The organism is Streptomyces sp. NPDC029014, from assembly GCF_055564695.1.
The window spans coordinates 1-23,983 of the sequence record NZ_JBVHVT010000109.1 but is presented as its reverse complement, the minus strand read 5'-3'; the positions used below and the strand labels follow the sequence as shown (position 1 = coordinate 23,983).

Below are 23,983 nucleotides of genomic sequence, written 5' to 3'. Positions count from 1 at the left end.
GGCTGTTTTTGTGTCTATCCGTCCCCTCCAGGTGCCCGTTTTTTTTGTTTTGGGGGGGAGGGGGGGGGTTTCTTGTTCCCCCCCCCCCCCCCCCCCCCCCCCCCGCCGGGCCCCGGCCGTCGTACGACCGGGGCCCGGTGTGCCGGGGCGCCCGTGCGGGCCGCCGTTCCCCGGCGCCGGAGGTGTCCGCCGCCGGGGAGGGACGGCTCAGGCGCGGTTGCGGCCCGCCATGCCCGCCATGGCCAGCGCCAGCAGCAGGGCGACGCCGCCCGCGATGACGTTGCTGACCACGGTACGGGTCGTGTCGACGTTGCCGGAGATGCACCACGGGGCCAGGATCGTCCAGGCTCCGATGGCGACCGCGGTCCACGCCATGGCGTGGGTGCGTTCGTAGGCCGAGCCGAGCCCGCTCATGCACAGGCAGTACGCGAGGCCGGCTATCAGGTTGTTCACCGCCAGCGAGGTGAGGTTGCTGAATCCCGCGATCCACGGCGATGCCGCCAGGTACAGGCCCGTGATGAGGGCCAGCGCCTCCACGGCCTGGGCGGCCGGTGTGCTGGTGACCCGCTCGAACCGCGAGCGCATCTCGGCGAGGTCGGGGTGGTGTTCGATGCTGTGCGTGGTCATGGCGGGCCGCCTCCCGTGAAGACTTTATGTGCCCTTTATGGCTTTATGTTGCGCTTGTCCTTTCTCCAGGTCAACGGGTGGACGCGGCCCTTTCGGCGGACCTCCCGGCAGCCCTCCAGTCCGGCCTCCGGCGGATCTCCCGGCAGCCCCGCTCACAGCACCCCTACGGCCTTCAGCGCCACGATCTGGGCAATGGCGGGGCGGGCCGGAGCGTAGAGGTAGCAGACGCCCCCGGAGCCGGACGCGACCTTGCCCGCGGTGTTGTAGCGCTTGGTGCGCAGCCAGACGGTCTCCCACTCGCGCCGCTTGTACACCCGGCGGACGGCGGAGTTGTCCCGCGCGTTCGGGTCGTTGGCGACGATGTCCCCGGCCGCGGTGAAGCCCACGACGGTCATCAGGTGGCCGGCGGTGCCGTAGCCCGCGCCGGTCAGCTCCTCGGCGCGGAAGGACTGCGAGGTGATCACGGGGATGCCGGAGCGGACCAGGGCCTCCAGGTCGGTGAGGGAGCGCAGCCGGGTGACGACGCCTGCGAGCCCCTCGTAGGTGGCGGCGTAGGCGGCGTTGAAGGGCCAGTTCCCGCATCCCCGGTAGGCGTTGTCGTACGTGGCCCGGGCCGCTTGGCAGACCTGCGGGTCGCTGTAGCCGCGGTCCACCCACTCCAGGTCCTTCGCGGCGGGCTTGCGGCCCCAGTACTCGATGACCATCTGGGAGGAGGTGGGGCTGCACCAGGCCTCGCCGCCGTTGTCGTACTCCGGGTACCGGCCGGCGTGGACCTCCTGCGAGTAGCGGGGCACCTTCAGCTCGTGGGCCTGCCCGGAGGGGGTGGAGGCGGTGACGGTGAAGCGGTCCGGGACGTCCGAGGTCACGGCGCCGGCCAGCCACACCGTGGGGCCGTCCGCGGCGCCGGGCCTGCGGTGCAGCGTGAGGCGCAGCTGCCAGGCCGCGATCCGCAGCCCCGCCGTCCGGGCGGGCGCGTCCACGGCGAGGGTGTCGGTCCACACGGTGGACCGGCCGTCGGTCTGCCCGTCCACGGAGGTCCGGCGGATGTCCGCTTCGCCGGAGGCCCAGCGGCCCATGACGTACCAGGGGCCGGCGGTGCCGTCGCCGTACGTGGGGCGCAGATCGACCCGGATCCAGGTGCCGACGGGGGTGGCGGCGTTCCAGGAGGCGATGACCTCGGTTCCGGGGACGGACGAGCGGTGCACCGGGGAGGTCCACACGGCGTACTCCCAGGTGCTCTTCCTCCCGGTGTGCGGGTCGGTGTACTCGGTGCGGCCCGCCGGGGTGCTGATCCGCAGGCCGGGCCGGGCTCCGGCGAGGACGGTGGTGCCCTGGTGGGTGCCGGCCCGCCAGTGGCCGCCGGAGAACCAGAACCGGTTGTCCACGGCGGCACGGGCGGCTGCCCCTGCCCCTGCCTCTGCCCCTGCCCCTGCTCCCGCATCGGCCGCGGAGCCGGCCGCGGCCCCGCCGGCGGCGCCGGCCCCGCCCGACTGCGCCGGACCGCCCGGCTGTCCGGCGGCCGCCGCGGCCCGGCCTCCGGGGACGGTGACTGCCGCTGCGGCGGCCGCGAGGGCGACGGCCAGGACGGCCCTGCGTGGTGTGGGTGCGGTCATCGCGGAATCCCCCAGTGGGTCGGTGAGGCGGATCGGTTCCCCACCCTTCCAGTTCCCGGCTGCGGGGCGGCGACGCCCGGGCCCCGTGTCGGGGTGAACCCGTGTGCGCCGGGTCCGGCCGTAGGCTGGCCGGGTGGAGTCACACCAGTCGCTCGCGACGCTCGCACCGCTCATACCGCTCGCGCGCGAGATCAGCGCCCTGCCCCCGTCCCTCGGCCCCGTACGGCTGATCGGGATCGACGGGCACGCCGGGTCCGGGAAGAGCACCTTCGCCGGGCGGCTCTCCGGGGCCCTGGGCGGGGCGCCCGTACTGCACCTGGACGACGTGGCCACCCACGAGGAGCTCTTCGCCTGGCCGGACCGGCTGCGCGCGCAGGTCCTGGAGCCGCTCGCCGCCGGGCGCCCGGCCCGCTGGACGCCGTACGACTGGGTGGCGCGGCGGTTCGGTCCCGAGCAGGTGCTGGAGCCGGCCCCCGTGCTGATCGTCGAGGGCGTGGGGGCCGGCCGGCGCGCGCTGCGCCCGCACCTGGCGCGGCTGCTGTGGATGGAGACCCCGCGCATCGAGTCCTGGGGGCGGGGACGGCACCGGGACGGGCGTGAGCTCGCCGACTTCTGGGACGGATGGGAGCGCGCGGAGCTCGCGCACTTCTCGGATGACCCTTCGCGCCCCTTCGCGGACACTCTGGTGCGCCAGAGCGGTACGGGATACGAGTGGTCTTCCGGGGCGGGAGCGACCGCCGGAACGGCGGCTTCCGTCACTGAAGGTGACGCACCCGCCCGCTCCTGAGTCCCCCCGGAAAACCGCTTGCGCAGGCGCTCACCGGCCTGCTTGACCTGGGCCCCACACCGGCCTTACGTTCTGAATGCGCGGTCTTTCCAGGCCGCAGCGGACGCGAAGCCCCCGATTGTTCCCCCGTGATCGGGGGCTTCGTTCTGCCCCGGCCCCGCCCCGCGCCCCCGCCGCCCCGGGCCGAACCCCCCGCGATCTTCACCCTGAGTCACATCGGTCCTTGCAGAGCCCCGCGGACCCGTACGCGCCGCACCCTACGTAAGGTGCGTCGCCGCAGGTACGATGCAGCCCTGATTTCATCGGCACGGCGAACAACTCGCGGGAGCGACGCGGGGGTTGCCGGGCACCACGGGGGCAGGCTTGTGGGGGACGTGATGGATTTCGGGACGCCGGGCACTCCGCACGCCCCGGCCGAACTCGCCTGGCTGCGCGGGGTGGACGCCTGCACCATGGGCGCCTACCCGCAGGCCGAGGAGGAGTTCCGGACGGCCGTCCGGCTCGATCCCTCTATGGCCGACGCCTGGCTCGGCCTGCACGCGCTGCGCGTGGACGCCACGACCGCGTTATTGCGCATGTACACCCACCGCGACCGCTTCGGCGAGCAACGGACCCGGCACCGCCGGACCCTGAACTCCTGGTACTGGCTGGGCTGGTGGGTCCAACCGGTACTGGAGAGCCGGCGCGACCTGCTGCTCGCCCACGCCTCGCACTGGCTCGACGGCCGCCACGTGCCCGAACTGGACCAGGCACTGGCCGCACTGCCGCCCGTGGACGCCGATCCGCAGGTCCGGTTCCTGCACGCCTGCCGGGCCTACCTCGTCAAGGACTGGGAGCAGCTGGTCCGACACACCGAACCGCTCGTCGACGACCCGCTGCTCGGCATCGAGGCCGGACTGTTCGGCGGGATGGCCCGGGTCCGGCTGGAGATGTACGGGCAGGCCGAGCCGATGCTCTCGGCCGCCCTGATGCGCTGCCGCAGCGAGCAGCCCCAGCGCAAGGAGCTGCGGTACTGGCTGGCCCGGGCGCACGAGGGGACCGGCCGCAGCGCGGCGGCACTGCCGCTGTACCGGGCCGTGCACCGGGTCGACCCGGCGTTCATGGACACCGCGGCGCGGCTGACCGCGATCGAGGACAGCGAGGACTGCGACGGGTACGCCGGCTACGCCGGAACGGGCTACGAGGCCTACGGCGGGCACGGCGTGAACCAGACCGGCGGCTACGCCGCGGTCACCCTGGGCGGCGGCCCGGCGCAGGACGTGGGCGTCGCGGGCGACGGGCAGCCGGAGCCCCCGGACCCGCTGGCCGTACCCGACCCGCCGGCGCCGCGGTTCGGCGGGCCGGCGGCCGGCCGGGGCGAGGGCGTCCGGCACCACAAGCCCTCCCTCCCCGGGCAGGGCACGCCCGAAGGGCTGCCGGCCGGGCCCGCGGACCCGGAACTCCTGGCCGAGGCGCTCGCGGAACTGGAGCGGATGGTCGGCCTGGAACCGGTGAAACGGCAGGTCAAGGCACTGTCGGCGCAACTGCACATGGCGCGGCTACGGGCCGATCAGGGCCTGCCCGTACAACCCCCGAAACGGCACTTCGTCTTCTCCGGCCCCTCCGGCACGGGCAAGACCACCGTGGCACGGATCCTCGGCCGGGTGTTCTACGCACTCGGGCTGCTCGGCGGCGACCACCTGGTGGAGGCCCAACGGGCCGACCTGGTCGGCGAGTTCCTGGGGCAGACCGCCGTCAAGGCCAACGAGCTGATCGACTCGGCGATCGGCGGGGTCCTCTTCGTCGACGAGGCGTACAGCCTGTCCAACTCGGGCTACAGCAAGGGCGACGCATACGGGGACGAAGCCCTGCAGGTGCTGCTGAAACGGGCGGAGGACAACCGGGACCACCTGGTGGTGATCCTGGCCGGATACCCCGCCGGAATGGACCGGCTGCTGTCCACCAACCCCGGGCTGTCCTCGCGGTTCACCACCCGGGTGGACTTCCCCAGCTACCGGCCGCCCGAACTGACCGCGATCGGCGAGGTGCTGGCCGACGGGAACGGCGACTGCTGGGACGAGGAGGCGCTGGACGAACTGCGCAGCATCAGCGCGCACGTGGTCGAGCAGGGCTGGATCGACGAGCTGGGGAACGGGCGGTTCCTGCGCACGCTGTACGAGAAGAGCTGCGCGTACCGGGACCTGCGGTTGGCAGGGTTCTTCGGGGAGCCGACGCGGGAGGATCTGGCGACGCTGCGGTTGCCGGACCTGATGCAGGCGTACGGGGAGGTCCTCTCGGGGCGGGGCCCCCAGAACCGCCCCCACCCGGACCCACCGCCACCCCCGCTGTAGCGCCGGGTGCCCGCCCTGCCCGGCGCCGCCGACTGCGGCCGCGGCCGTCCGCCACGTGCCGCGGGCTCCGGTCGCGGGGCCTCCGCAGCCACCGCCGCGCCCGCATTGGTGACCGCTGCGCCGCCGCGGGGCTGACGCGGCCGCTGCGCGGAGCCAATCCCCCACCCCGCCCCTTCCCGAAACCGGGACCTCCGCCCCCGGACCCCGTCGCCTCAATCGCCGGCGCGGCTCGAACACGGACCCCCGCCCCTCGACCACCGGCGCGGCTCGAACACGAACCCCCGCCCCTCGACCACCAGCGCGGCTCGAACACGAACCCCCGCCCCTCCACCACCGGCGCGGCTCGAACACGAACCCCCGCCCCTCAACCACCAGCGCGGCTCAAGACTGGGGGCTCCGCCCCGGACCCCGCGCCTCAAACGCCGGCGAGGCTGGATGGGCGGCGACGCCCGTAATTGCCGCGGAGCCGCACCGTCCAGCCCGCGCGGCGTTTGAGCGCGCCGGGCGCGCAGCGCCCGGAACGGGGTCCGGGGCGGAGCCCCGAACAGCCAGCCCCGCCGGCGTTTGAGGCACGGGGGGTCCGGGGGCGGAGCCCACGGTTTCGGGAAGGGGCGGGGTGGGGGACAGCCCCGCAGGGATCCGCCCCGCCCGTGCGGGCCCAGCTCCCGCCGGGGCCGCCCCGGCAGGGTGCGGGGGCAGACCTGCGCGGGTCCGGGTTGCCGGGCTCCGCACCGTGGGCCAGCGCGGAGCCCCGCGGGATCGGCCGCGGGCCCGCGGGGATCCGGGGCCGGAGCCCCTCGGGGCTCCGCGGGGATCCGGGGCCCTCGGGGATCCGCGGCCGATTCCCGCGGGGCTCCGCGTCGGGCCGGGGCGGGGGCCCGCGGGGCGTCAGGCGGTCAGGGCGCGTTGGGGGTCACGGCGCGCCGGGATGCGGTGGGCCGGGTCCCGGACCTCGCCGACCAGCATCTCCAGCACGTCCTCCAACGCGACCAGGCCGAGGATCCGGCCGCCCGGATCCGCCACCTGCGCCAGGTGGGTGGCGTCGTGCCGCATGACGCTCAGCGCGTCGTCCAGCGGAAGCGTGGCGGACAGTGTCGGCATGCGCCGCCACACCCGCTGCGGCACCGCCCGCTCCCGGTCCTCCAGCTCGAGGACGTCCTTCACGTGCACGTAGCCCATGAAGGCGCCGCCCTCCGAGCGGACGGGGAACCGGGAGTACCCGGTGCGGACCGTCAGCTGCTCGATCTGCCGCGGCGTGGCCCCGGGCCCGACCGTGACCAGCCGGTCGCGGGCGAGCAGCACGTCCGTCACCCGGCGGCTGCCCAGCTCCAGGGCGTCCTCCAGCCGCTCCTGCTCGCGGGGTTCGAGGAGCCCGGCCTGCCGGGAGTCCTCGACGAGCCGGCCGAGCTGGGCGCTGGTGTACACGGCCTCCACCTCGTCCTTCGGCTCGACCTTGAAGAGCCGCAGCACGACGGCGGCGCAGGCCCCGAGCGCGGTCGTGATCGGCCCGCAGAGGCGGGCGAACGCGACCAGGCCGGGGCTGAACCACAGGGCGGTCCGCTCGGGGGCGGCCATCGCGAGGTTCTTCGGGACCATCTCGCCGATGACGAGGTGCAGGAAGACCACGGCGGCGAGCGCGACGGCGTAGCCGAGGGGGTGGATCAGGCCCTGCGGGACGTGGAGGGCGTGGAAGACGGGTTCCAGCAGCTGGGCCACGGTGGGTTCGGCGACCGCGCCGAGGGTGAGCGAGCACAGGGTGATGCCGAACTGGGCGGCGGCCATCATCCGCGGCAGGTTCTCCAGGCCGTGGAGGACCTGGCGGGCCCGTTTGGACCCGGCCGCGAGGGGCTCGATCTGGCTGCGGCGTACGGAGACGAGGGCGAACTCGGCGCCGACGAAGAAGCCGTTGGCGAGGACGAGGAGCAGGGCGAACAGGAGTTGGAGCGCGCTCACCGGCCCGCCGCCTCGAGTTCGGCCGGGGCGGCCTGGCTGGGCGCGGTGCGCACCAGGCGGACCCGTTCGGCGCGGTAGCGGCCGACCTGGCGGACGGAGAGCTTCCAGCCGGGGAGTTCGGCCCGGTCGCCGGGGGCGGGGATGCGGCCGAGGAGGTCCGCGACGAGGCCGGCGACGGTCTCGTACGGGCCGTCGGGCACGTCCAGGCCTATGCGGCGCAGGGTCTGCACGCGGCAGCTGCCGTCGGCCTCCCAGGACGGGCGGCCGTCCTCGGCGGGGACCGCGGCCAGCTCGGGGCCGCCGTCCTCGGCGAAGTCGTGCTCGTCGCGGACTTCGCCCACGAGCTCCTCCACGATGTCCTCCAGGGTGACGACGCCCGCGGTGCCGCCGTACTCGTCGACGACCACGGCCATCGGCTGTTCGCTGCGCAGCCGCTCCAGCAGCGGCTGCACCGGCAGGGAGCCGGGCACCAGCAGCGGGGGGACGCTGATCCGGGCCACGGTGGTGCGGGCGCGTTCGGCTTCGGGCACGGCGAGGGCGTCCTTGAGGTGGACGACGCCGGTGACCTCGTCGATGCGCTCGCGGTAGACCGGGAAGCGGGACAGGCCGGTGGCGCGGGTGAGGTTGAGCACGTCGGCGGCGGTGGCCGTGTGCTGGAGGGCGCTGACCTTCACCCGGGGGGTCATCACGAGCTGGGCCGTGAGCTCGCCGAGCGAGAGGGTCCGGACGAAGAGGTCGGCGGTGTCCTGTTCGAGGGCGCCGGCCTGGGCCGAGTGGCGGACCAGGGAGACCAGTTCGCCGGGAGTGCGGGCGGAGGCGATCTCCTCGGCCGGTTCCACGCCGAAGGCCCGGACGAGCCGGTTGGCGACGGCGTTGAGGCCGGCGATGACCGGCCGGAAGGCGCGGGAGAACACGGCCTGCGGGCCGGCCACGAAGCGTGCGACCTGGAGCGGCCGGGAGACCGCCCAGTTCTTCGGGACGAGTTCGCCGACGACCATCTGGACGGCTGAGGCGAGCAGCATGCCGATGCCGACGGCGACGCCGGAGACGGCTCCGGCGGGCAGGCCGGTGGCCTCCAGCGGCCCGGCCAGCAGTGCGGCGAGGGCCGGTTCGGCGAGCATGCCGACCACGAGGGAGGTGATGGTGATGCCGAGCTGGGTGCCGGAGAGCTGGAACGACAGCTCTCGCAGGGCCTTGACCACCGTACGGGCACGGCGGTCGCCGTCGGCTGCGGCGCGCTCGGCCTCGGGCCGCTCCACCGTGACGAGGCCGAACTCGGCCGCCACGAAGAAGCCGTTGGCGAGGATCAGGGCGAAGGCCGCAAGGAGCAGGAGTAGCGGGATGGTCATGCGGCCGCCTCCGCGGGGAGGGCGGCGCGGGTACTACCGGACGGTCCGTCCATTGCCGGAGGGAGTCACTCCTCGAGTTGCAGGTGCCCACGGGCCTCGGGGTCCCGGGGCCGGCGGAAGGGCGCACGGCTGCGCCCCGCCACCAGGGTAGTCATTGAGATCGCCGCCGCAATGGGACGCAGCGGTCCGCTTGTCGGCGGCGGCCGTCTCAGTGGTCGTGGCGCCCGGTTCCGCGGGCTTCGGCGAGGGCGCGCAGGGCGCGGGCGTCGCCGATGGCCTGCTGCTTGGCCACGCCGGGCTGGATGCCCAGGGCGGGCAGGCTGGTGCCGTCGCTGAGGTCCAGGAACACCCAGGGGTCGCCGGGGCGGAGGTTGACGCGCAGGATCTGCGCCCACTCCAGGCGGCGGGTGGTGGTGAGGTTGACCACGGTGACGCCCGTCTCGTCCGCGACCACCTTGGGGCGGCTGAGCAGGACGAGGACGGAGGTCAGCAGGACGGCGGTGAAGACGAAGCTGATCCGCTCCCCGCCGCTGAGGTTCTCCAGCATGACGGCGATCGCGGTGATCGTGGCGAACATGGCGAGCCCGACGCTCAGCAGCACGACCCGGGTGCGGGTCGGCCGGAAGGTGACCGGCAGGGCGGGCAGTGCGGGCTGGGCGGCGGACTCGGCCATGGTGCTGGTGATGCCTTCTTCAGGGGGCGTACGGGTCGGGCGACGGCGTACGGGCGGGCGTACGGGTCTGCGTACGCGTCACAGGCGGCAGGCGTGGATCGAGGTGGTGAGGATCGCGCGGGCGCCGAGCTCGTACAGGTCGTCCATGATCCGCTGGGCGTCCTTGGCGGGGACCATCGCGCGGACGGCGACCCAGCCCTCGTTGTGCAGCGGGGAGACCGTCGGGGACTCCAGGCCCGGGGTGAGGGCGACGGCGCGTTCGAGGTGCTCGGCGCGGCAGTCGTAGTCCATCATCACGTAGCTGCGGGCGACGAGGACGCCCTGGAGGCGCCGCAGGAACTGCTGCACCTGCGGGTTGTCCGTCTCGGCGCCGGTGCGGCGGATGACGATGGCCTCGGACTTGAGGATCGGCTCGCCGACGACTTCGAGGCCGGCGTTGCGCAGGCTGGTGCCGGTCTCGACGACGTCCGCGATGATCTCGGCGACGCCGAGCTGGATGGCGGTCTCGACCGCGCCGTCCAGGTGCACGACGGAGGCGTCGATGCCCTGGTCGGCGAGGTGCTTGGCGACGATGCCCTCGTAGGAGGTGGCGATCGTCATCCCGTGGAAGTCCTCGGGGCCCTTCGCGGTGCCGGGCTTGGTGGCGTAGCGGAAGGTGGACCTGCCGAAGCCGAGGGGAAGGATCTCCTCGGCGTTGGCGCCCGAGTCGAGCAGGAGGTCGCGGCCGGTGATGCCCACGTCGAGGCGGCCGGAGGCGACGTAGATCGCGATGTCCTTGGGGCGGAGGTAGAAGAACTCCACCTCGTTCTCGAGGTCGACGACCACGAGCTCCTTGGACTCCTTGCGCTGGCGGTAGCCGGCCTCATGGAGCATCGCCGACGCCGCTCCGGAGAGTGAGCCCTTGTTGGGGACGGCGATGCGCAGCATGAGGCTTCCTTCAGTGCGGGGTGCGATGGGTGTGTGTGGTGTGGGTGTGTCTAGAGGTGCTTGTAGACATCGTCGAGGGAGATCCCGCGCGCCACCATCATCACCTGGACGTGGTACAGCAGCTGGGAGATCTCCTCGGCGGCGGCTTCCTTGCCCTCGTACTCGGCGGCCATCCAGACCTCGGCGGCCTCCTCGACGACCTTCTTGCCGATGGCGTGGACGCCCTTGGCGACCAGTTCGGCTGTGCGGGAGGTGCCGGGATCGCCGGCAGCGGCCTTGGCCTGGAGCTCCGTGAAGAGCTCTTCGAAGGTCTTGAGGGGTTCGTTCGCCATGATGGTCCTCAGAATACGGGGTTGTCGGCCGCCACTCAGCGCCAGGGTTCGCTGACGGACCGCAGGGTGGCTGCGGTGGAGACGGCGGCGATGACCGCTTCGTGCCCCTTGTCCTCGTTCGACCCCTCAAGGCCGGCGCGATCCAGCGCCTGTTCCTCGTTGTCGCAGGTCAGAACGCCGAAGCCGACGGGGACTCCGGTGTCGATCGACACCTGTACCAGGCCCTGGGTGACGCCCTGGCAGACGTAGTCGAAGTGCGGGGTGCCGCCGCGGATGACCACGCCGAGGGCGACGACGGCATCGTAACCGCGACCGGCGAGTACCTTCGCCACCACCGGCAGCTCGAAGCTGCCGGGCACGCGGAGCACGGTGGGCTCGTCGATGCCCAGCTCGTGCAGGGCGCGCAGGGCGCCGTCGACGAGACCGTCCATGACCTTCTCGTGCCACTGCGCCGCGATGACGGCGACCCGAAGGTCTCCGCAGTTCCTCACGCTCAGTTCGGGTGCGCCCTTGCCGCTCACTGCTGTGCTCCTCGGTGGTTCGTGTTCGTGTGTTCGTGGTGGTGGTGCGTGGTCCGGGTGTACGGGTGTACGGGTGTACGGGTGTCGTGCTACTGGTTGCCGCAGGCGGCGGGCACGGTCTCGCCCAGCCAGGGCAGGTCGTGTCCCATCCGGTCCCGCTTGGTGCGCAGGTACCGCAGATTGTGCTCGCCCGCCTCGATCGGCATCGGCTCCCGGTCGTTGACGGCGATGCCGTGCCGGACGAGGGCGGCGGTCTTGTCGGGGTTGTTGGTCAGCAGCCGGACGCTGCGGACGCCGAGGTCGGCGAGGATCTGCGCGCCGGCGGCGTAGTCGCGGGCGTCGGCCGGGAGGCCGAGTTCGAGGTTGGCGTCGAGGGTGTCGCGGCCGCGCTCCTGGAGCTCGTACGCGCGCAGCTTGGACACCAGTCCGATGCCGCGCCCCTCGTGACCGCGGAGGTAGACGACGACGCCGCGGCCCTCCTCCTTGATGCGGGCCATGGAGGCGTGCAGCTGGGGGCCGCAGTCGCAGCGCAGGGAGTGGAAGATGTCGCCGGTCAGGCATTCGGAGTGGACCCGGACGAGGACGTCCTCGCCCTGGCCGACCTCGCCGTGGACGAGGGCGACGTGTTCGACGCCGTCGACGGTGGAGCGGTAGCCGTACGCGGTGAAGTCGCCGAAGGAGGTCGGCAGGGTGACTTCGGCCTCGCGGCGGACGGTCGGCTCGGCGGAGCGCAGGTAGTCGATCAGGTCGGCGATGGAGATGATCGACAGGCCGTGCTTGCGTGCGAACGGGATCAGCTCGGGCAGCCGGAGCATGACGCCGTCCTCGCCGGCGATCTCGACGATCGCACCGACGGGGCGCAGGCCGGCGAGGCGGGCGAGGTCGACGGCGGCCTCGGTGTGGCCGTTGCGGACGAGGACGCCGCCGGGCTTGGCGCGCAGCGGGAAGATGTGGCCGGGGCGGACGAAGTCGGAGGGCTCGCAGGACCCGTCGGCGAGCAGGCGCAGGGTGGTGGCGCGGTCGGCGGCGGAGATGCCGGTGGTGACGCCGTGCGAGGCGGTCGCGTCGACGGAGACGGTGAAGGCGGTCTTCATCGACTCGGTGTTGTTCTGCACCATCTGGGGCAGTTCGAGCCGGTCCAGCTCGGGGCCCTCCATGGGGGCGCAGATCAGCCCGCGGCACTCGCTCATCATGAACGCGACGATCTCGGGCGTGATCTTCTCGGCAGCGACGACGAGGTCGCCCTCGTTCTCGCGGTCCTCGTCGTCGACGACGACCACGGGTCGGCCGGCCGCGATGTCGCGGATGGCCTGCTCGACGGGGTCGAGCCGGAAGGACTCCTCGAGGAGGGCGTCGAAGTCGGGGACGGGCTTGAGGGTGGTCATGCCGTTGCTCCTTCCAGGGCCGGGGCGGGGGTGGTGCGCGAGCGCTGGTACCAGTCGTGGGCGCCCCACAGGACGAGCGCGAAGTAGACGACGTAGACGAGGCCGGAGAAGGCCAGGCCGTTGGTGAAGGCGAGGGGGACGCCGACGAGGTCGACGAGGAGCCAGGCGAACCAGAACTCCACGAGGCCGCGGGCCTGGGCGACCATCGCGACGACGGTGCCGACGAAGATGTAGGCGTCGGCCCACGGGCTCCACGACAGGTCCGGGTAGAGGGTGAACAGGCCGCCGACGGCGAGGGTGCCGAGGGCCGCGCCGGCCAGGAGCAGCCCGCGCTCGGCCCAGGTGCCGGTGCGTACGGCGAGGGAGCCGTCCTGGGCCTGCCGCTTGCCGCGGTGCCAGGCGCTCCAGCCCCAGGCGGCCACGCCGATGACGAGGAGCTGCTTGCCGACGCCGCCGGAGAGGTGGGCGGAGGCGTAGGCGGCGACGAGGATGACGCCGGAGAGCAGCTGGGCGGGCCAGGTCCAGATGGAGCGGCGCCAGCCGAGGGCGAGGGCGGCGAGGCCGATCAGGTTGCCGATCATGTCGGACCAGATGACCTTCTGTCCGAAGACGGTGAAGGCCTCTGCGTTGAGCCAGCTCAGGGCGGTCACCGGTCGGTCTCCTTCGCTTCGTCGGCGCGCGCGGCGAGGGGGTCGACGCCGGCGGCGAGCAGGCGCTCGACGTACTTGGCGAGGACGTCGACCTCCAGGTTGACCGGGTCGCCGGGCTGCTTGATGCCGAGCGTGGTCAGCGCGAGGGTGGTGGGGATGAGGCTGATGGTGAAGTAGTCGGCGGCGGCCTCGACCACGGTGAGGCTGACGCCGTCGACGGTGATGGAGCCCTTCTCCACGACGTACCGTGCGAGGTTCTCCGGGAGGGAGACCTTGACGATCTCCCAGTGCTCGGAGGGGGTGCGGGCGAGGATCGTGCCGGTGCCGTCCACGTGTCCCTGGACGAGGTGGCCGCCGAGCCGTCCGCCGAGGGCCATGGGGCGCTCCAGGTTGACGCGGGAGCCGGCCTGCAGGGCGCCGAGGCTGGAGCGGTTGAGGGTCTCCTGCATGACGTCGGCGGTGAACTCGCCGTCGGTGGTGTCCACGACGGTCAGGCAGACCCCGTTGACGGCGATGGAGTCGCCGTGCTTGGCGCCGTCGGTGACGAGGGGGCCGCGCAGGCGGAAGCGGGAGGCTTCCGAGAGCTGCTCGACGGCGGTGACCTCACCCAGTTCTTCGACGATTCCGGTGAACACTCAGTGCTCCTTGTGGGCGGTGGTGGGGACGGCGGTGATGCGCAGGTCGGTGCCGGTGCGGACGGCCTCGGTGATCTCCAGGCGGACCGCGCGGGCGATGGTGGTGATGCCGGCGCCGGCGAGGGCGGCGGGTCCGGCGCCGAGGAGGGCCGGGGCGACGTAGCCGATGACGCGGTCGACGGCGCCGGCTTCGAGGAAGGATCCGGCCAGGGTGGGGCCGCCTTCGAGGAAGAGGGCGCGGACGCCGCGGGCGTACAGCGCGGTGAGCAGGTCGTGGACGCCGATGCGGCCGTCGTGCAGGGGCAGCCGGAGCACGTCGGTGCCGGGCGGCAGGTGCCGGGTGTCGGCGTCCTCGCCGACGACGAGCAGGGTGGGTGCGGCGTCGTCGAGGATGCGGGCGGTCGGCAGGAGGGTGGCGCGGGTGTCGAGGGCGACGCGCAGCGGCTGGGTGGCGCCGTCGATGCCGCGGACGGCGAGGTGCGGGTCGTCGGCGCGCAGGGTGCCGCCGCCGACGAGGACGGCGTCGGACTCGGCGCGCAGGCGGTGGACGTCGGCGCGGGACTCCGGGGAGGTGATCCAGCGGCTGGTGCCGTCGGCGGCGGCGCTGCGTCCGTCGAGGGTGGCGGCGTACTTCCAGGTCACGTGGGGCCGGCCGAGTCGTACGGCGGTCAGCCAGGCGGCGTTGCCGGCCTCGGCCTCGGCCTGGAGGAACCCGCCCTCGGCGGGGATCCCGGCGGCGCGCAGGGTGGTGGCGCCGCCGCTGGCCTGCGGGTTCGGGTCGGGGACGGCGTAGACGACGCGGCTGACGCCGGCCTCGATCAGGGCCTGGGCGCAGGGGCCGGTGCGGCCGGTGTGGTTGCAGGGCTCCAGGGTGACGTAGGCGGTGGCGCCGCGGGCGGCGGTGCCGGCCGCGCGCAGGGCGTGGACCTCCGCGTGCGGGCCGCCGGCGCGTTGGTGCCAGCCCTCGCCGACGACGGTGCCGGAGGCGTCGGTGATGACGCAGCCGACGATCGGGTTGGGGCTGGTGGAGCCGAGGCCGCGGGCCGCGAGTTCGACGGCGCGGCGCATGGCGCGGGCGTCCGCCTCCGCGTCGTGCGGTGCGTGCGCGGCGTGGGGTGCCACCGGGTCCTCCTGCCTCTTCGGGCACGGACTCCGGGGCCTGTCGGGCTACGACAGATGAGCGGTACAGGCACGCGGGGACGCCGATGCCGGAGGAACGGTCCGCTCGGGACGCGTCCCGGGAGGACGCGTACGGGGACCGCCGACGGCGGCGTACCGGTGTGACTGCCCGCCGCGCACTGCCTCCCATCCGGACTTTAACCGTCGGTCCAGGAATTTCACCTGGTCAACCGGCCGCTGGCTGCGGACGGGTCGCGGACTATACCGCCGGTTCGGAATTGCACCGACCCCGGAGTGCGCTGCTTCTACTGGTACTCCTGCCAGTCTGCCACGGGCGATCGGGAGCCATGCGGGAGAAATGCTGTGGCCTGAGTCACAAGCGGGTGGTTCCGGCGGAGTCTGTCAAGTGCACCGGGATTGGTCCAGACCTATTGACGACTTGGTCTAGTCCTCTTAACGTTCCCTTCACCCTCCCCGGGAGACGGCCCGTCAGATGTGCGCACGTCGCGGGCCGACACGCACCACTTCCCTGCCTGCTGTGTCCTGCACTCCTCCCTTCCCCAGGAGGCACCATGCTGTCCCCCACACGCACGAGAGCACTGCTCCTGGCAGCCGGCGCGGCGATCGCCGGGCTGCTGGCGGGCGGGCTCTCGGCGGGCGTCTCGCACGCCGCCGACAACGAGTCCTGCCGGCCGGACGGCCTCTACCGGACCCCCGGGGTCGACGTCCCGTACTGCTCGGTCTACGACGCCGAGGGCCGCGAGAAGATGGGCTCCGACCACCAGCGGCGCGTGATCGGCTACTTCACCGGCTGGCGCACCGGCAAGAACGGCCAGCCCGCCTACCTTGCGAACGACATCCCGTGGGACAAGATCACCCACATCAACTACGCCTTCGCCCACGTCGGCGGCGACAACAGGATCTCGGTCGGCCCGGACGGCCCGGACAACGCCGCCACCGGCATGACCTGGCCGGGCGTGGCCGGGGCCGAGATGGATCCGGCGCTCCCCTACAAGGGCCACTTCAACCTGCTGACCAAGTACAAGAAGCAGCACCCGGACGTGAAGACCCTGATCTCGGTGGGCGGCTGGGCCGAGACCGGCGGCTACCTCGACGACAACGGCGCCCGGGTGAACTCCGGCGGCTTCTACGCGATGGCGACCCACCCGGACGGCTCCGTCAACCAGGCGGGCATCAACACCTTCGCCGACTCCGCCGTCGCCTTCGTCAAGAAGTACGGCTTCAACGGCGTCGACATCGACTACGAGTACCCGACGTCGATGAAGGACGCGGGCAACCCGCTGGACTGGCCGACGGCCAACGCCCGCCGGGCCGGTCTGGTCAAGGGCTACGACGCGCTGATGAAGACCCTCCGCGAGAAGCTGGACCGGGCCGGCGCCGCCGACGGCAGGCACTACCTGCTGACCGTCGCCGCCCCGTCCTCCGGCTACCTGCTGCGCGGCATGGAGACGTACCAGATGCAGAAGTACCTGGACTACGTCAACATCATGTCCTACGACCTGCACGGCGCCTGGAACGAGTACGTCGGCCCCAACGCCTCCCTCTTCGACGACGGCAAGGACGGCGAGCTCGCCGCCGCCGGCGTCTACGGCTCCCAGCAGTACGGCGGCATCGGCTACCTCAACACCGACTGGGCGTACCACTACTTCCGCGGTTCCATGCCGGCCGGCCGGATCAACATCGGGCTGCCGTACTACACCCGCGGCCACAAGAACGTGCAGGGCGGCACCGACGGGCTGTGGGGCAAGGCCGCGGCCACCGGATGCCCGGCCGGCTCGGGCCTGACCAAGTGCGGCGACGGGGCGGTCGGCATCGACAACCTGTGGCACGACAAGGACGACAACGGCAACGAGGCCCCGGCGGGCTCGAACCCGATGTGGCACGCCAAGAACCTGGAGAAGGGGATCGTCGGCGACTACGTCACCCGGTACGGCTTCCCGGCGAACACCACCCTCACCGGCACCTACGTCCGCAAGTACGACGCCACCCTGGTCGCGCCCTGGCTGTGGAACGCGCAGAAGAAGGTCTTCCTGTCCACCGAGGACGAGCAGTCCGTGGCCGCCAAGGCCGACTACGTGGTCGACCGCGGCATCGGCGGGACCATGGTGTGGGAGATGGCGGGCGACTACGCCTGGAACGCCGCCAAGGGCCAGTACGAGATGGGCTCCACGCTCACCTCGCTGATGTACGACAAGTTCAGGGCCGCGACCCCGTACGGGGCGAAGAAGGCCGGCACCACCGCGCTGCCGGACCGGGCCGTCGACGTGAAGGTCGAGTTCACCGACTTCAAGCTCGGCGACTCGAACTACCCGATCACCCCCAAGATCAGGATCACCAACAACACCGGGGTCGCGCTGCCCGGCGGCACCGAGTTCCAGTTCGACTACGCGACCTCGGCCCCGAACAACGCCTCCGACCAGTCCGGCTTCGGCACCAAGGTGATCAGCAGCGGCCACACCGGTCCCAACACCGGCGGTCTGAAGGGCGATTTCCACCGGGTCTCGCTGAAGCTGCCGGCCTGGCAGTCGCTGGCCCCGGGCGCCTCCGTCGACCTGGCGTTCAACTACTACCTGCCGGTGTCCACCCCCTCCAACTGGACGGTGAACGTCTCCGGCACCACGTTCGCCCTGGCCGGCGACCTGGCCCGCGGCACCACGCTGGTGGAACCGGGCGGCGGCTCCCAGCCCCCGACGAGCCAGCCGCCCACGAGCCAGCCCCCGACCAGCCAGCCGCCCACGAGCCAGCCCCCGACCAGCCAGCCGCCGGGCGGCACCTGCAGCAACCCGGCGTACGTGGCGGGCAGCGTCTACACCGGCGGGGCGGTCGTCTCCCACAAGGGCCGCAACTGGCGGGCCCAGTGGTGGACGCAGAACGAGGAGCCCGGCACCACCGGCGACTGGGGCGTCTGGAAGGACCTGGGCGCCTGCTGACCCCGGGGGGCACGGCAGGGGACGGCCCGAGGGGGGCAAGAGGTGAGGACCTGGTGGCCCGGCGGCCGCCGGGTCCTCGCCGTCCACCGGGTCCCTCCGCGAGGTCCGCCCGCCCGGTCCGCCCGAACGCCCGGTCCGTCCGCCGGGTCGGTGCGCCCGTACCCTGCTGCGGTGACCACTTCTGCCGCCGCCCGCACCGCGGAGTTCGAGGAGCACCGGTCCCGGATGTTCGGCATCGCCTACCGCATGCTCGGCTCCGCCGGCGAGGCCGAGGACACCGTCCAGGACGCCTGGCTGCGGTGGAGCGCGGCGGACCGCGGCGACGTCGAGCACCCCGGCGCCTGGCTGGCGAAGGCCGTCACCCACCTGTGCCTGAACCGGCTCACCTCGGCGCGGGCCCGGCGCGAGGAGTACGTCGGGCCCTGGCTGCCGGAGCCCGTCCTCACCGACTCGGGCGCGCTCGGGCCGCTGGAGTCGGCGGAGCAGCGCGACAGCGTCTCGATGGCCCTGCTGGTCCTGCTGGAACAGCTCACTCCGGTGGAGCGGGCCGTGTACGTGCTGCGCGAGGCCTTCGCGTACGGCCACCGGGAGATCGCCGGACTCCTCGACCTGTCCGAGGCCAACTGCCGGCAGCTCCACCGGCGGGCGTCGGCCCGGGTGGCGCAGGGCCGCGCCGCGGAGGGCCGGTCGGCGGCCGCGGGGCGGGGGCGCTCCGAGGCGGACCCGGCGCGCTGGCGCGGGCTGGTGGAGACCTTCCTCGCGGCGGCCCGGGACGGCGACCTGGCCCGGCTGGAGGGCATGCTCACCGCCGACGTGCGGTACGTGTCGGACGGCGGCGGCGTGGTGAGCGCGGCGCGGCGGCCGGTCGTCGGCCGGAACCGGGTGGCCCGGTTCCTGGTCGGGGCGCTGCAGAAGTACGCCGCGGGCCTCCCGCTCGACCTCGCCGTGGTCAACGGGGAGCCGGCGCTGGTCGTCGGCGGCGCCGGGGTGCTGGTGGTGGAGTTCGAGGACGGGCTGGTGCGGGACGTGCGGGCGGTGGTCAACCCGTACAAGGTGGAATTCCTGCGGCGCCAGCTGTCACATTCCTGACCGCTGTCCAATCCCTGCTGGTGAAAGCGATTCCCCAGGGAAGGTACGGACACCATGAGCACGATCCTCGTCACGGGCGGAACGGGAACCCTCGGCACGCTGGTCGTCGCCCGGCTGCGGGCGGCGGGCCACGACGTGCGGGCCCTCAGCCGGCGCTCCCGGGAGCACCCGGTCGACCTGACGGACGGCCGGGGGCTGGACGCGGCGATGGCCGGCGCGGAGGTGGTCGTGCACTGCGCGTCCAGTCCGCGCGGCGGGGACGACGTGGCCGCCGGGCACCTGATCGACGCGGCCCGGCGGGCGGGGACCGTCACGAACGTCGTCTACATCTCGATCGTGGGCGTGGACGTGGTCCCGTTCGGTTACTACCGGGTCAAGCACCGGGTGGAGCGGATGCTCCTGGAGTCGGGGCTGGGCGTGACCATCCTGCGGACGACGCAGTTCCACGACCTGGTGGCGGCGGTCACGGACGCGGTCGCGAAGGTGCCGCTGGTGCCGGTCGTGCTGCCGAAGGGGGTGCGGGTGCAGCCGGTCTCCGTGGCGGAGGTCGCCGACCGGATGGCCGAGCTGGCGGTGCCCGCCGCGGCGGGCCGGGTCCCCGACATGGGCGGGCCCGAGGTGCGCACGCTGGTGGAGCTGGGGCGGGCGTACCTGGAGGCGACGGGCCGCGGCGGGCGCCGGGTGCTCGCGCTGCCGCTGGCGGGCAAGGCGTACGCGGCCTTCCTGCGCGGCGGCAACCTGACCCCGCAGCACGCCGTCGGCGAGGTCACCTTCGCCGACTACCTGGCCGCCCGGTCCTGAACCGGGCGGCGGTCCCACACGGTCGCGGCGCGGGGCGCAACCGGGCACCGGCGCGGGCGCGGGCGCGGACGGGCTGTCGGCAGGCACCGGCGGGCTGCGGGCAGGCACCGGCCGCAAGCACCGGATGCCTCTCGGGCGGGCACCGGGCCGACGTCGGGCAGGCGCCCGTCGGGCCGTCGACCACGGCGACCGCGCCGGTCAGGTGCCGAAGAGGACCGCCTGGGCGGCGTCGGCCGCGGCGAGCCGGGCTCCGGCGAGGACCGCCGGGTCACCGAGGGCGGTGGCCCGGACGGAGGTCGGTACGGGGGTCAGGGCGGCGAGCCGGCGGGCGACGCGGTCCGCGAGGGCGGTTCCGCCCGCGTGGCCGATCTCCCCGCCGAGCACCACGCACCCGGGGTCGAGGACGGCGGTGACGGCGGCCGCGCCGAGGGCGATCCGCTCGGCGAGGGCGTCGAGGAAGGCGTCCCCGGCGGCTCCGGCCACCGCGTCGCGCACCGGCCCGGTGAAGCCGTGCGCGGCGGCGAGCCCGGCCACCGCGGCCCGGGCGGCCAGACTGTGGAAGCCGCCCGCGCAGTCGGCGCCGGAGGGCAGGGCCCCCGTGCCCGGCACGGGGAGGAAGCCGATCTCGCCCGCGCCCCCGGAGGCCCCCCGGCGCAGCCGGCCGTCCAGGACCACGGCCGCGCCGACCCCGGCGCCGAGCCACAGCAGGACGAAGGAGTCCGCGTCCCGGGCGGCGCCCACGCGCTGCTCGGCCAGTGCGGCCAGGTTGGTCTCGTTCTCCACGGCCACCTGTGCGGGCAGTCGCCGCTGGAGGGCGGCCACCAGGTCCCGGTGCCAGGCCGGTAGCCCGGCGGTGCTGCGCAGTTCCCCGCCGGCCCGCGCCACCAGGCCGGGGGCGCCGACCACCACCGTGTGCAGCCGGTCCGCGCCGGCCTCGGCCGCCAGCGCTTCCAGCACGTCGACGGCCTCCTCGACCGCGTCCACGGGCAGCGCCCGCTCGGCCAGGGGGCGGCCGAGCAGGTCGGTGACCACTGCGGTCGCGCTGTCGGTCCGTACGTCCAGGGCCGCGAGGTGGGCGCGGCGGGCGACGATCCCGTACACCCGGGCGTTGGGGCCGCGGCGCTGCTCGCCGGACTCGCCCACGACCTCGACCAGCCCGGCCTCGGTGAGCCGCTCGACCAGGTCGGCCACCGAGGGGCGGGACAGACCGGTCAGCGCCTTGAGCTGAGCGGCCGTCAAGGGGCCCTCCTCCCGCAGCAGGCGCAGGGCGAGGCGGTCGTTGAGGGCGCGGGCGGTGCTCGGCGAGGCGGGGGACGGGGCGGCGGTCGGCCGGACCTTGGCAGCAGTCACGGCCCCATCCTAGGGAGCTCTCCTTACCATCAGGCAGCCTTCCTGATAGTTTCGTGTCCATGACCGGGGAATCCGATCCCAGCCCCGCGCGGCTGCGCCGCGCCCGCCTCGCCATCGCCGCCGTCTTCTGCGTCCACGGGGCCGTCACCGGCTCCTTCGCCACCCGTATCCCCTGGATCCAGGACCACGCCCAGCTCGGGGCGGGCGCCCTCGGCCTCGCCCTCGCCTTCCCCGCGCTCGGCGCGGCGCTCGCCATGCCGCTGGCCGGGCGGGTCAACCACCGCCTCGGGGCCCGGCCCGCGCTGCGCGTGATGCTGGCCCTGTGGACGCTGTCCCTCGCCCTGCCCTCCCTGGCCCCGAACCTGCCGGCGCTGTGCGCGGCGCTCTTCGCCTACGGGGCCGCCTCCGGAATGTCGGACGTGGCCATGAACGCGCTCGGCGTGGAGACCGAGAACCGGCTCGGCCGCTCGGTGATGTCCTCGCTGCACGGGATGTGGAGCGCCGGCGCCCTGCTGGGTTCGGCCGCCGGTACCGCCGCCGCGCACGCGGGGGCGGGGGCGCAGCTGCACCACCTGCTGGCCGCGCTGGTGTTGACCGCGGCCGGGCTGGTCGCCGTACAGGGCGTACTGGACCTGCGCAGCGGGGCGGACGAGCCGGCACCGCCGCACTTCGCGCGGCCGCCGGCGTCCGTGCTGCTGATCGGCCTGATCGGGTTCTGCGCGGTCTTCGCGGAGGGGGCGAGCCTGGACTGGTCGGCGGTCTACCTGCGGGACGTGCTGGACTCGGACGCCGGTCTCGCGGCCGCGAGCACCACGGCGTTCGCGCTCACCATGACCCTCGCACGGCTCGCCGGGGACCGGGTGGTGGACCGGTTCGGGGCGGTGCGGACCGTCCGGGCGGGCGGGGCGCTGGCCACGGCGGGGGGCCTGCTGGTGGTGACGGCCCGGCATCCGGCCGCGGCCATGGCGGGTTTCGGACTGATCGGGCTCGGCGTCGCGGTGGTGGTGCCGCTGGCCTTCGCGGCGGCCGGGCGCAGCGGGCCGGCGCCCGCACAGGCCATCGCGGGGGTCGCGACGATCACGTACACGTCCGGGCTGATCGCCCCGTCGGCGATCGGCGCGGTGGCGGACGCGACCTCGCTCGTGGTGTCCTTCGGGCTGGTCACGCTGCTGGCCTTCGGGCTGACGGTGGGGGCGACGGCGCTGCGGCCGCGGCCCGCCGTCGAGAAGGGAGCCGCACCCACCAATCGGGACGAACCCACCGGTATGCGGCCGTAATATAACGCTGACCGCGGGGAGATCACCGATCCGCCGTGGCCAGGACGCTTCTACGACCGGCTCGACGGAAATGGTGGGTGGGACATGGGCCTCGGCGTGCGCTGGACCCTGCACGGAGACGGGCGGATCCCCGCCCCCGGCGCGGTGGTGCGGCCGGACGAGCGGCTGACGTGGCCGCGGACCGCGGGGCTGGGCGCCCAGCACGTCGTGGCGATGTTCGGGGCGAGTTTCGTCGCGCCCGTGCTGATGGGCCTGGACCCCAACCTGGCGATCATGATGTCGGGTGTGGCCACGATCGTCTTCCTGTTGGCCACGCGCGGCCGGGTGCCCTCGTACCTGGGCTGCTCGCTGTCCTTCGTGGGCGTGGCGGCGGCGATCCGCGCCTCGGGCGGGGACAGCGCGGTGGTCACCGGGGCCCTGTTCACCGTCGGCGTGGCCCTGTTCCTGGCCGGGCTCGTGGTGCAGCGGTTCGGCGCGCGGATCATCCACACCGTGATGCCGCCGGTGGTGACCGGTGCGGTGGTCATGCTGATCGGCTTCAACCTGGCGCCGGTGACGGCCTCGACGTACTGGCCGCAGGACCAGTGGACGGCCCTGCTGACGATGCTGGTCACCGGGCTGGCCGTGGTGTGCCTGCGCGGGTTCTGGTCGCGCATCGCGATCTTCCTCGGGCTGGTCTTCGGGTACGCGGTCTCCGCCCTCTTCGACCTCCTCTTCGGCATGATCCACTCGCCGGCCGGGGGCACCGAGGCGGTGGACCACTGGCGGCTCGACCTCTCCGGGGTCGCGAAGGCCGACTGGATCGGCCTGCCCGCCTTCCACGCCCCGCAGTTCGAGTGGTCGGCGATCCTCGTCGCCCTGCCCGTGGTCATCGCCCTGATCGCCGAGAACGCCGGACACATCAAGGCCGTCGCCGAAATGACCGGCGACCCGCTCGACGACACCCTCGGCACGGCCATCGCCGCCGACGGCGCCGCGTCCATGCTGTCCACCGCCGTCGGCGGCCCGCCGAACACCACCTACTCCGAGAACATCGGCGTCATGGCCGCCACCCGCGTCTACTCGACGGCCGCCTACTGGGCGGCGGCCGGCTTCGCCCTCCTCTTCGGCCTGTGCCCCAAGTTCGGCGCGGTCGTCGCCGCGATCCCCGGCGGGGTGCTCGGCGGGATCACCGTCATCCTCTACGGCATGATCGGCCTGCTCGGCGCCCAGATCTGGCTCAACGGCCGGGTGGACCTGCGCAATCCGCTGAACCTGGTGCCGGCCGCGGCGGGCATCATCATCGGCATCGGCGGGGTCAGGCTCCAGCTGTCCGACTCCTTCGAGATCGGCGGGATCGCCCTCGGCACGCTCGTCGTGATCACCGGCTACCACACGCTCCGCTACTTCGCCCCCGCGCACATGAAGGAACAGGAACCACTGCTCGACGAGGGCACCTCCACATACGACGAGGACGCCGGCAGCGGCAACGGCAACGAGCGCACCGACGGCTGACCCGCCCGCTCACCGGGACGGGGGGGGGGGGGGGGGGGGGGGGGGGGGGGGGGGGGGGGGGGGGGGGTCCCCCCCCCCCCCCCCCCCCCCCCCCCCCCCCCCCCCCCCCCCCCCCCCCCC

Annotated in this window: 20 protein-coding genes and 1 riboswitch; of the genes, 7 read left to right on the top strand and 13 right to left on the bottom strand. The window is 73.6% G+C overall.

Going from position 1 to position 23,983, the window contains the following annotated elements:
• Positions 1–207 precede the first annotated feature (207 nt).
• The gene (locus ACZ4VL_RS36505) at positions 208–627 is read right to left on the bottom strand and encodes an SPW repeat protein (protein WP_385805275.1); all 420 of its coding nucleotides are present in this window, start codon (positions 625–627) and stop codon (positions 208–210) included.
• A gap of 152 nt (positions 628–779) precedes the next feature.
• On the bottom strand, positions 780–2,240 hold the full coding sequence (locus ACZ4VL_RS36500) for a peptidase C39 family protein (protein ID WP_468209047.1): 1,461 nt from the start codon (positions 2,238–2,240) through the stop codon (positions 780–782).
• Between the two features lie 133 nt (positions 2,241–2,373).
• On the opposite strand from ACZ4VL_RS36500, the gene ACZ4VL_RS36495 reads away from it, so the two are divergent.
• On the top strand, positions 2,374–3,027 hold the full coding sequence (locus ACZ4VL_RS36495; RefSeq protein WP_468209046.1) for a uridine kinase family protein: 654 nt from the start codon (positions 2,374–2,376) through the stop codon (positions 3,025–3,027).
• Positions 3,028–3,404: 377 nt separating this feature from the next.
• A complete protein-coding gene (locus ACZ4VL_RS36490) occupies positions 3,405–5,357 on the top strand; it encodes an AAA family ATPase (RefSeq protein WP_468209044.1) in 1,953 nt (650 codons plus the stop codon).
• A gap of 888 nt (positions 5,358–6,245) precedes the next feature.
• On the opposite strand, the gene ACZ4VL_RS36485 is transcribed toward ACZ4VL_RS36490, so the two are convergent.
• The 10 genes from ACZ4VL_RS36485 to ribD form a co-directional block, all read right to left on the bottom strand.
• Positions 6,246–7,310 (bottom strand): hemolysin family protein, encoded by a 1,065-nt coding sequence (locus ACZ4VL_RS36485; protein ID WP_468209043.1) that lies wholly within the window; start codon positions 7,308–7,310, stop codon positions 6,246–6,248.
• Positions 7,307–8,659: a hemolysin family protein gene (locus ACZ4VL_RS36480; RefSeq protein WP_468209041.1), complete on the bottom strand. Its 1,353-nt coding sequence runs from the start codon at positions 8,657–8,659 to the stop codon at positions 7,307–7,309. The genes ACZ4VL_RS36485 and ACZ4VL_RS36480 overlap by 4 nt, the downstream gene beginning before the upstream one ends.
• A gap of 208 nt (positions 8,660–8,867) precedes the next feature.
• Positions 8,868–9,332: a PH domain-containing protein gene (locus ACZ4VL_RS36475; protein ID WP_468209038.1), complete on the bottom strand. Its 465-nt coding sequence runs from the start codon at positions 9,330–9,332 to the stop codon at positions 8,868–8,870.
• Between the two features lie 78 nt (positions 9,333–9,410).
• On the bottom strand, positions 9,411–10,259 hold the full coding sequence (gene hisG / locus ACZ4VL_RS36470; RefSeq protein ID WP_468209036.1) for an ATP phosphoribosyltransferase: 849 nt from the start codon (positions 10,257–10,259) through the stop codon (positions 9,411–9,413).
• A 50-nt stretch (positions 10,260–10,309) separates the two neighbouring features.
• Positions 10,310–10,591 (bottom strand): phosphoribosyl-ATP diphosphatase, encoded by a 282-nt coding sequence (locus ACZ4VL_RS36465; RefSeq protein WP_361091301.1) that lies wholly within the window; start codon positions 10,589–10,591, stop codon positions 10,310–10,312.
• Between the two features lie 35 nt (positions 10,592–10,626).
• The gene (gene ribH, locus ACZ4VL_RS36460; RefSeq protein ID WP_179176489.1) at positions 10,627–11,112 is read right to left on the bottom strand and encodes a 6,7-dimethyl-8-ribityllumazine synthase; all 486 of its coding nucleotides are present in this window, start codon (positions 11,110–11,112) and stop codon (positions 10,627–10,629) included.
• Between the two features lie 89 nt (positions 11,113–11,201).
• Positions 11,202–12,497: a bifunctional 3,4-dihydroxy-2-butanone-4-phosphate synthase/GTP cyclohydrolase II gene (locus tag ACZ4VL_RS36455; protein ID WP_468209033.1), complete on the bottom strand. Its 1,296-nt coding sequence runs from the start codon at positions 12,495–12,497 to the stop codon at positions 11,202–11,204.
• The gene (locus ACZ4VL_RS36450; RefSeq protein ID WP_468209031.1) at positions 12,494–13,147 is read right to left on the bottom strand and encodes a nicotinamide mononucleotide transporter family protein; all 654 of its coding nucleotides are present in this window, start codon (positions 13,145–13,147) and stop codon (positions 12,494–12,496) included. The genes ACZ4VL_RS36455 and ACZ4VL_RS36450 overlap by 4 nt, the downstream gene beginning before the upstream one ends.
• Positions 13,144–13,782, bottom strand: a complete 639-nt coding sequence (locus tag ACZ4VL_RS36445) for a riboflavin synthase (protein WP_468209028.1) — start codon at positions 13,780–13,782, stop codon at positions 13,144–13,146. The genes ACZ4VL_RS36450 and ACZ4VL_RS36445 overlap by 4 nt, the downstream gene beginning before the upstream one ends.
• Positions 13,783–14,850, bottom strand: coding sequence for a bifunctional diaminohydroxyphosphoribosylaminopyrimidine deaminase/5-amino-6-(5-phosphoribosylamino)uracil reductase RibD (ribD, locus tag ACZ4VL_RS36440; protein ID WP_468209050.1), 1,068 nt, complete (start codon positions 14,848–14,850; stop codon positions 13,783–13,785).
• Between the two features lie 223 nt (positions 14,851–15,073).
• Positions 15,074–15,203: riboswitch (FMN riboswitch) on the bottom strand.
• A gap of 270 nt (positions 15,204–15,473) precedes the next feature.
• Here ribD and ACZ4VL_RS36435 point away from each other — a divergent pair.
• The 3 genes from ACZ4VL_RS36435 to ACZ4VL_RS36425 all read left to right on the top strand — a co-directional run bounded on the left by ACZ4VL_RS36435 (position 15,474) and on the right by ACZ4VL_RS36425 (position 19,742).
• Complete coding sequence (locus ACZ4VL_RS36435; RefSeq protein ID WP_468209026.1) at positions 15,474–17,852, top strand: chitinase C-terminal domain-containing protein; 2,379 nt, start codon at positions 15,474–15,476, stop codon at positions 17,850–17,852.
• A gap of 171 nt (positions 17,853–18,023) precedes the next feature.
• Positions 18,024–18,941 carry an RNA polymerase sigma factor SigJ gene (sigJ, locus tag ACZ4VL_RS36430; protein ID WP_468209024.1) on the top strand — a complete coding sequence of 306 codons (918 nt, stop codon included), beginning with the start codon at positions 18,024–18,026 and terminating at the stop codon, positions 18,939–18,941.
• Positions 18,942–18,995: 54 nt separating this feature from the next.
• On the top strand, positions 18,996–19,742 hold the full coding sequence (locus ACZ4VL_RS36425; protein WP_468209022.1) for an SDR family oxidoreductase: 747 nt from the start codon (positions 18,996–18,998) through the stop codon (positions 19,740–19,742).
• Positions 19,743–19,940: 198 nt separating this feature from the next.
• On the opposite strand, the gene ACZ4VL_RS36420 is transcribed toward ACZ4VL_RS36425, so the two are convergent.
• The gene (locus tag ACZ4VL_RS36420; RefSeq protein WP_468209019.1) at positions 19,941–21,092 is read right to left on the bottom strand and encodes an ROK family transcriptional regulator; all 1,152 of its coding nucleotides are present in this window, start codon (positions 21,090–21,092) and stop codon (positions 19,941–19,943) included.
• 59 nt (positions 21,093–21,151) lie between these two features.
• On the opposite strand from ACZ4VL_RS36420, the gene ACZ4VL_RS36415 reads away from it, so the two are divergent.
• Both ACZ4VL_RS36415 and ACZ4VL_RS36410 read left to right on the top strand, forming a co-directional pair.
• Entirely contained in the window at positions 21,152–22,369 is a 1,218-nt protein-coding gene (locus ACZ4VL_RS36415; RefSeq protein WP_468209016.1) for an MFS transporter, read from the top strand.
• Positions 22,370–22,453: 84 nt separating this feature from the next.
• Complete coding sequence (locus tag ACZ4VL_RS36410) at positions 22,454–23,863, top strand: uracil-xanthine permease family protein (RefSeq protein ID WP_468209013.1); 1,410 nt, start codon at positions 22,454–22,456, stop codon at positions 23,861–23,863.
• The last annotated feature ends 120 nt before the right edge of the window (positions 23,864–23,983 follow it).

What these genes read in the sequence shown, in the direction of transcription:
- ACZ4VL_RS36410 (WP_468209013.1), top strand. Translation starts at nt 22,454, where the DNA reads ATGGGCCTCGGCGTGCGCTGGACCCTGCACGGAGACGGGCGGATCCCC.
- hisG (WP_468209036.1), bottom strand. Translation starts at nt 10,259, where the DNA reads ATGCTGCGCATCGCCGTCCCCAACAAGGGCTCACTCTCCGGAGCGGCG.
- ACZ4VL_RS36475 (WP_468209038.1), bottom strand. Translation starts at nt 9,332, where the DNA reads ATGGCCGAGTCCGCCGCCCAGCCCGCACTGCCCGCCCTGCCGGTCACC.
- ACZ4VL_RS36425 (WP_468209022.1), top strand. Translation starts at nt 18,996, where the DNA reads ATGAGCACGATCCTCGTCACGGGCGGAACGGGAACCCTCGGCACGCTG.
- ACZ4VL_RS36415 (WP_468209016.1), top strand. Translation starts at nt 21,152, where the DNA reads ATGACCGGGGAATCCGATCCCAGCCCCGCGCGGCTGCGCCGCGCCCGC.
- ACZ4VL_RS36480 (WP_468209041.1), bottom strand. Translation starts at nt 8,659, where the DNA reads ATGACCATCCCGCTACTCCTGCTCCTTGCGGCCTTCGCCCTGATCCTC.
- ACZ4VL_RS36500 (WP_468209047.1), bottom strand. Translation starts at nt 2,240, where the DNA reads ATGACCGCACCCACACCACGCAGGGCCGTCCTGGCCGTCGCCCTCGCG.
- ACZ4VL_RS36490 (WP_468209044.1), top strand. Translation starts at nt 3,405, where the DNA reads ATGGATTTCGGGACGCCGGGCACTCCGCACGCCCCGGCCGAACTCGCC.
- ACZ4VL_RS36465 (WP_361091301.1), bottom strand. Translation starts at nt 10,591, where the DNA reads ATGGCGAACGAACCCCTCAAGACCTTCGAAGAGCTCTTCACGGAGCTC.
- ACZ4VL_RS36435 (WP_468209026.1), top strand. Translation starts at nt 15,474, where the DNA reads ATGCTGTCCCCCACACGCACGAGAGCACTGCTCCTGGCAGCCGGCGCG.
- ACZ4VL_RS36505 (WP_385805275.1), bottom strand. Translation starts at nt 627, where the DNA reads ATGACCACGCACAGCATCGAACACCACCCCGACCTCGCCGAGATGCGC.
- ACZ4VL_RS36455 (WP_468209033.1), bottom strand. Translation starts at nt 12,497, where the DNA reads ATGACCACCCTCAAGCCCGTCCCCGACTTCGACGCCCTCCTCGAGGAG.
- ribD (WP_468209050.1), bottom strand. Translation starts at nt 14,850, where the DNA reads ATGCGCCGCGCCGTCGAACTCGCGGCCCGCGGCCTCGGCTCCACCAGC.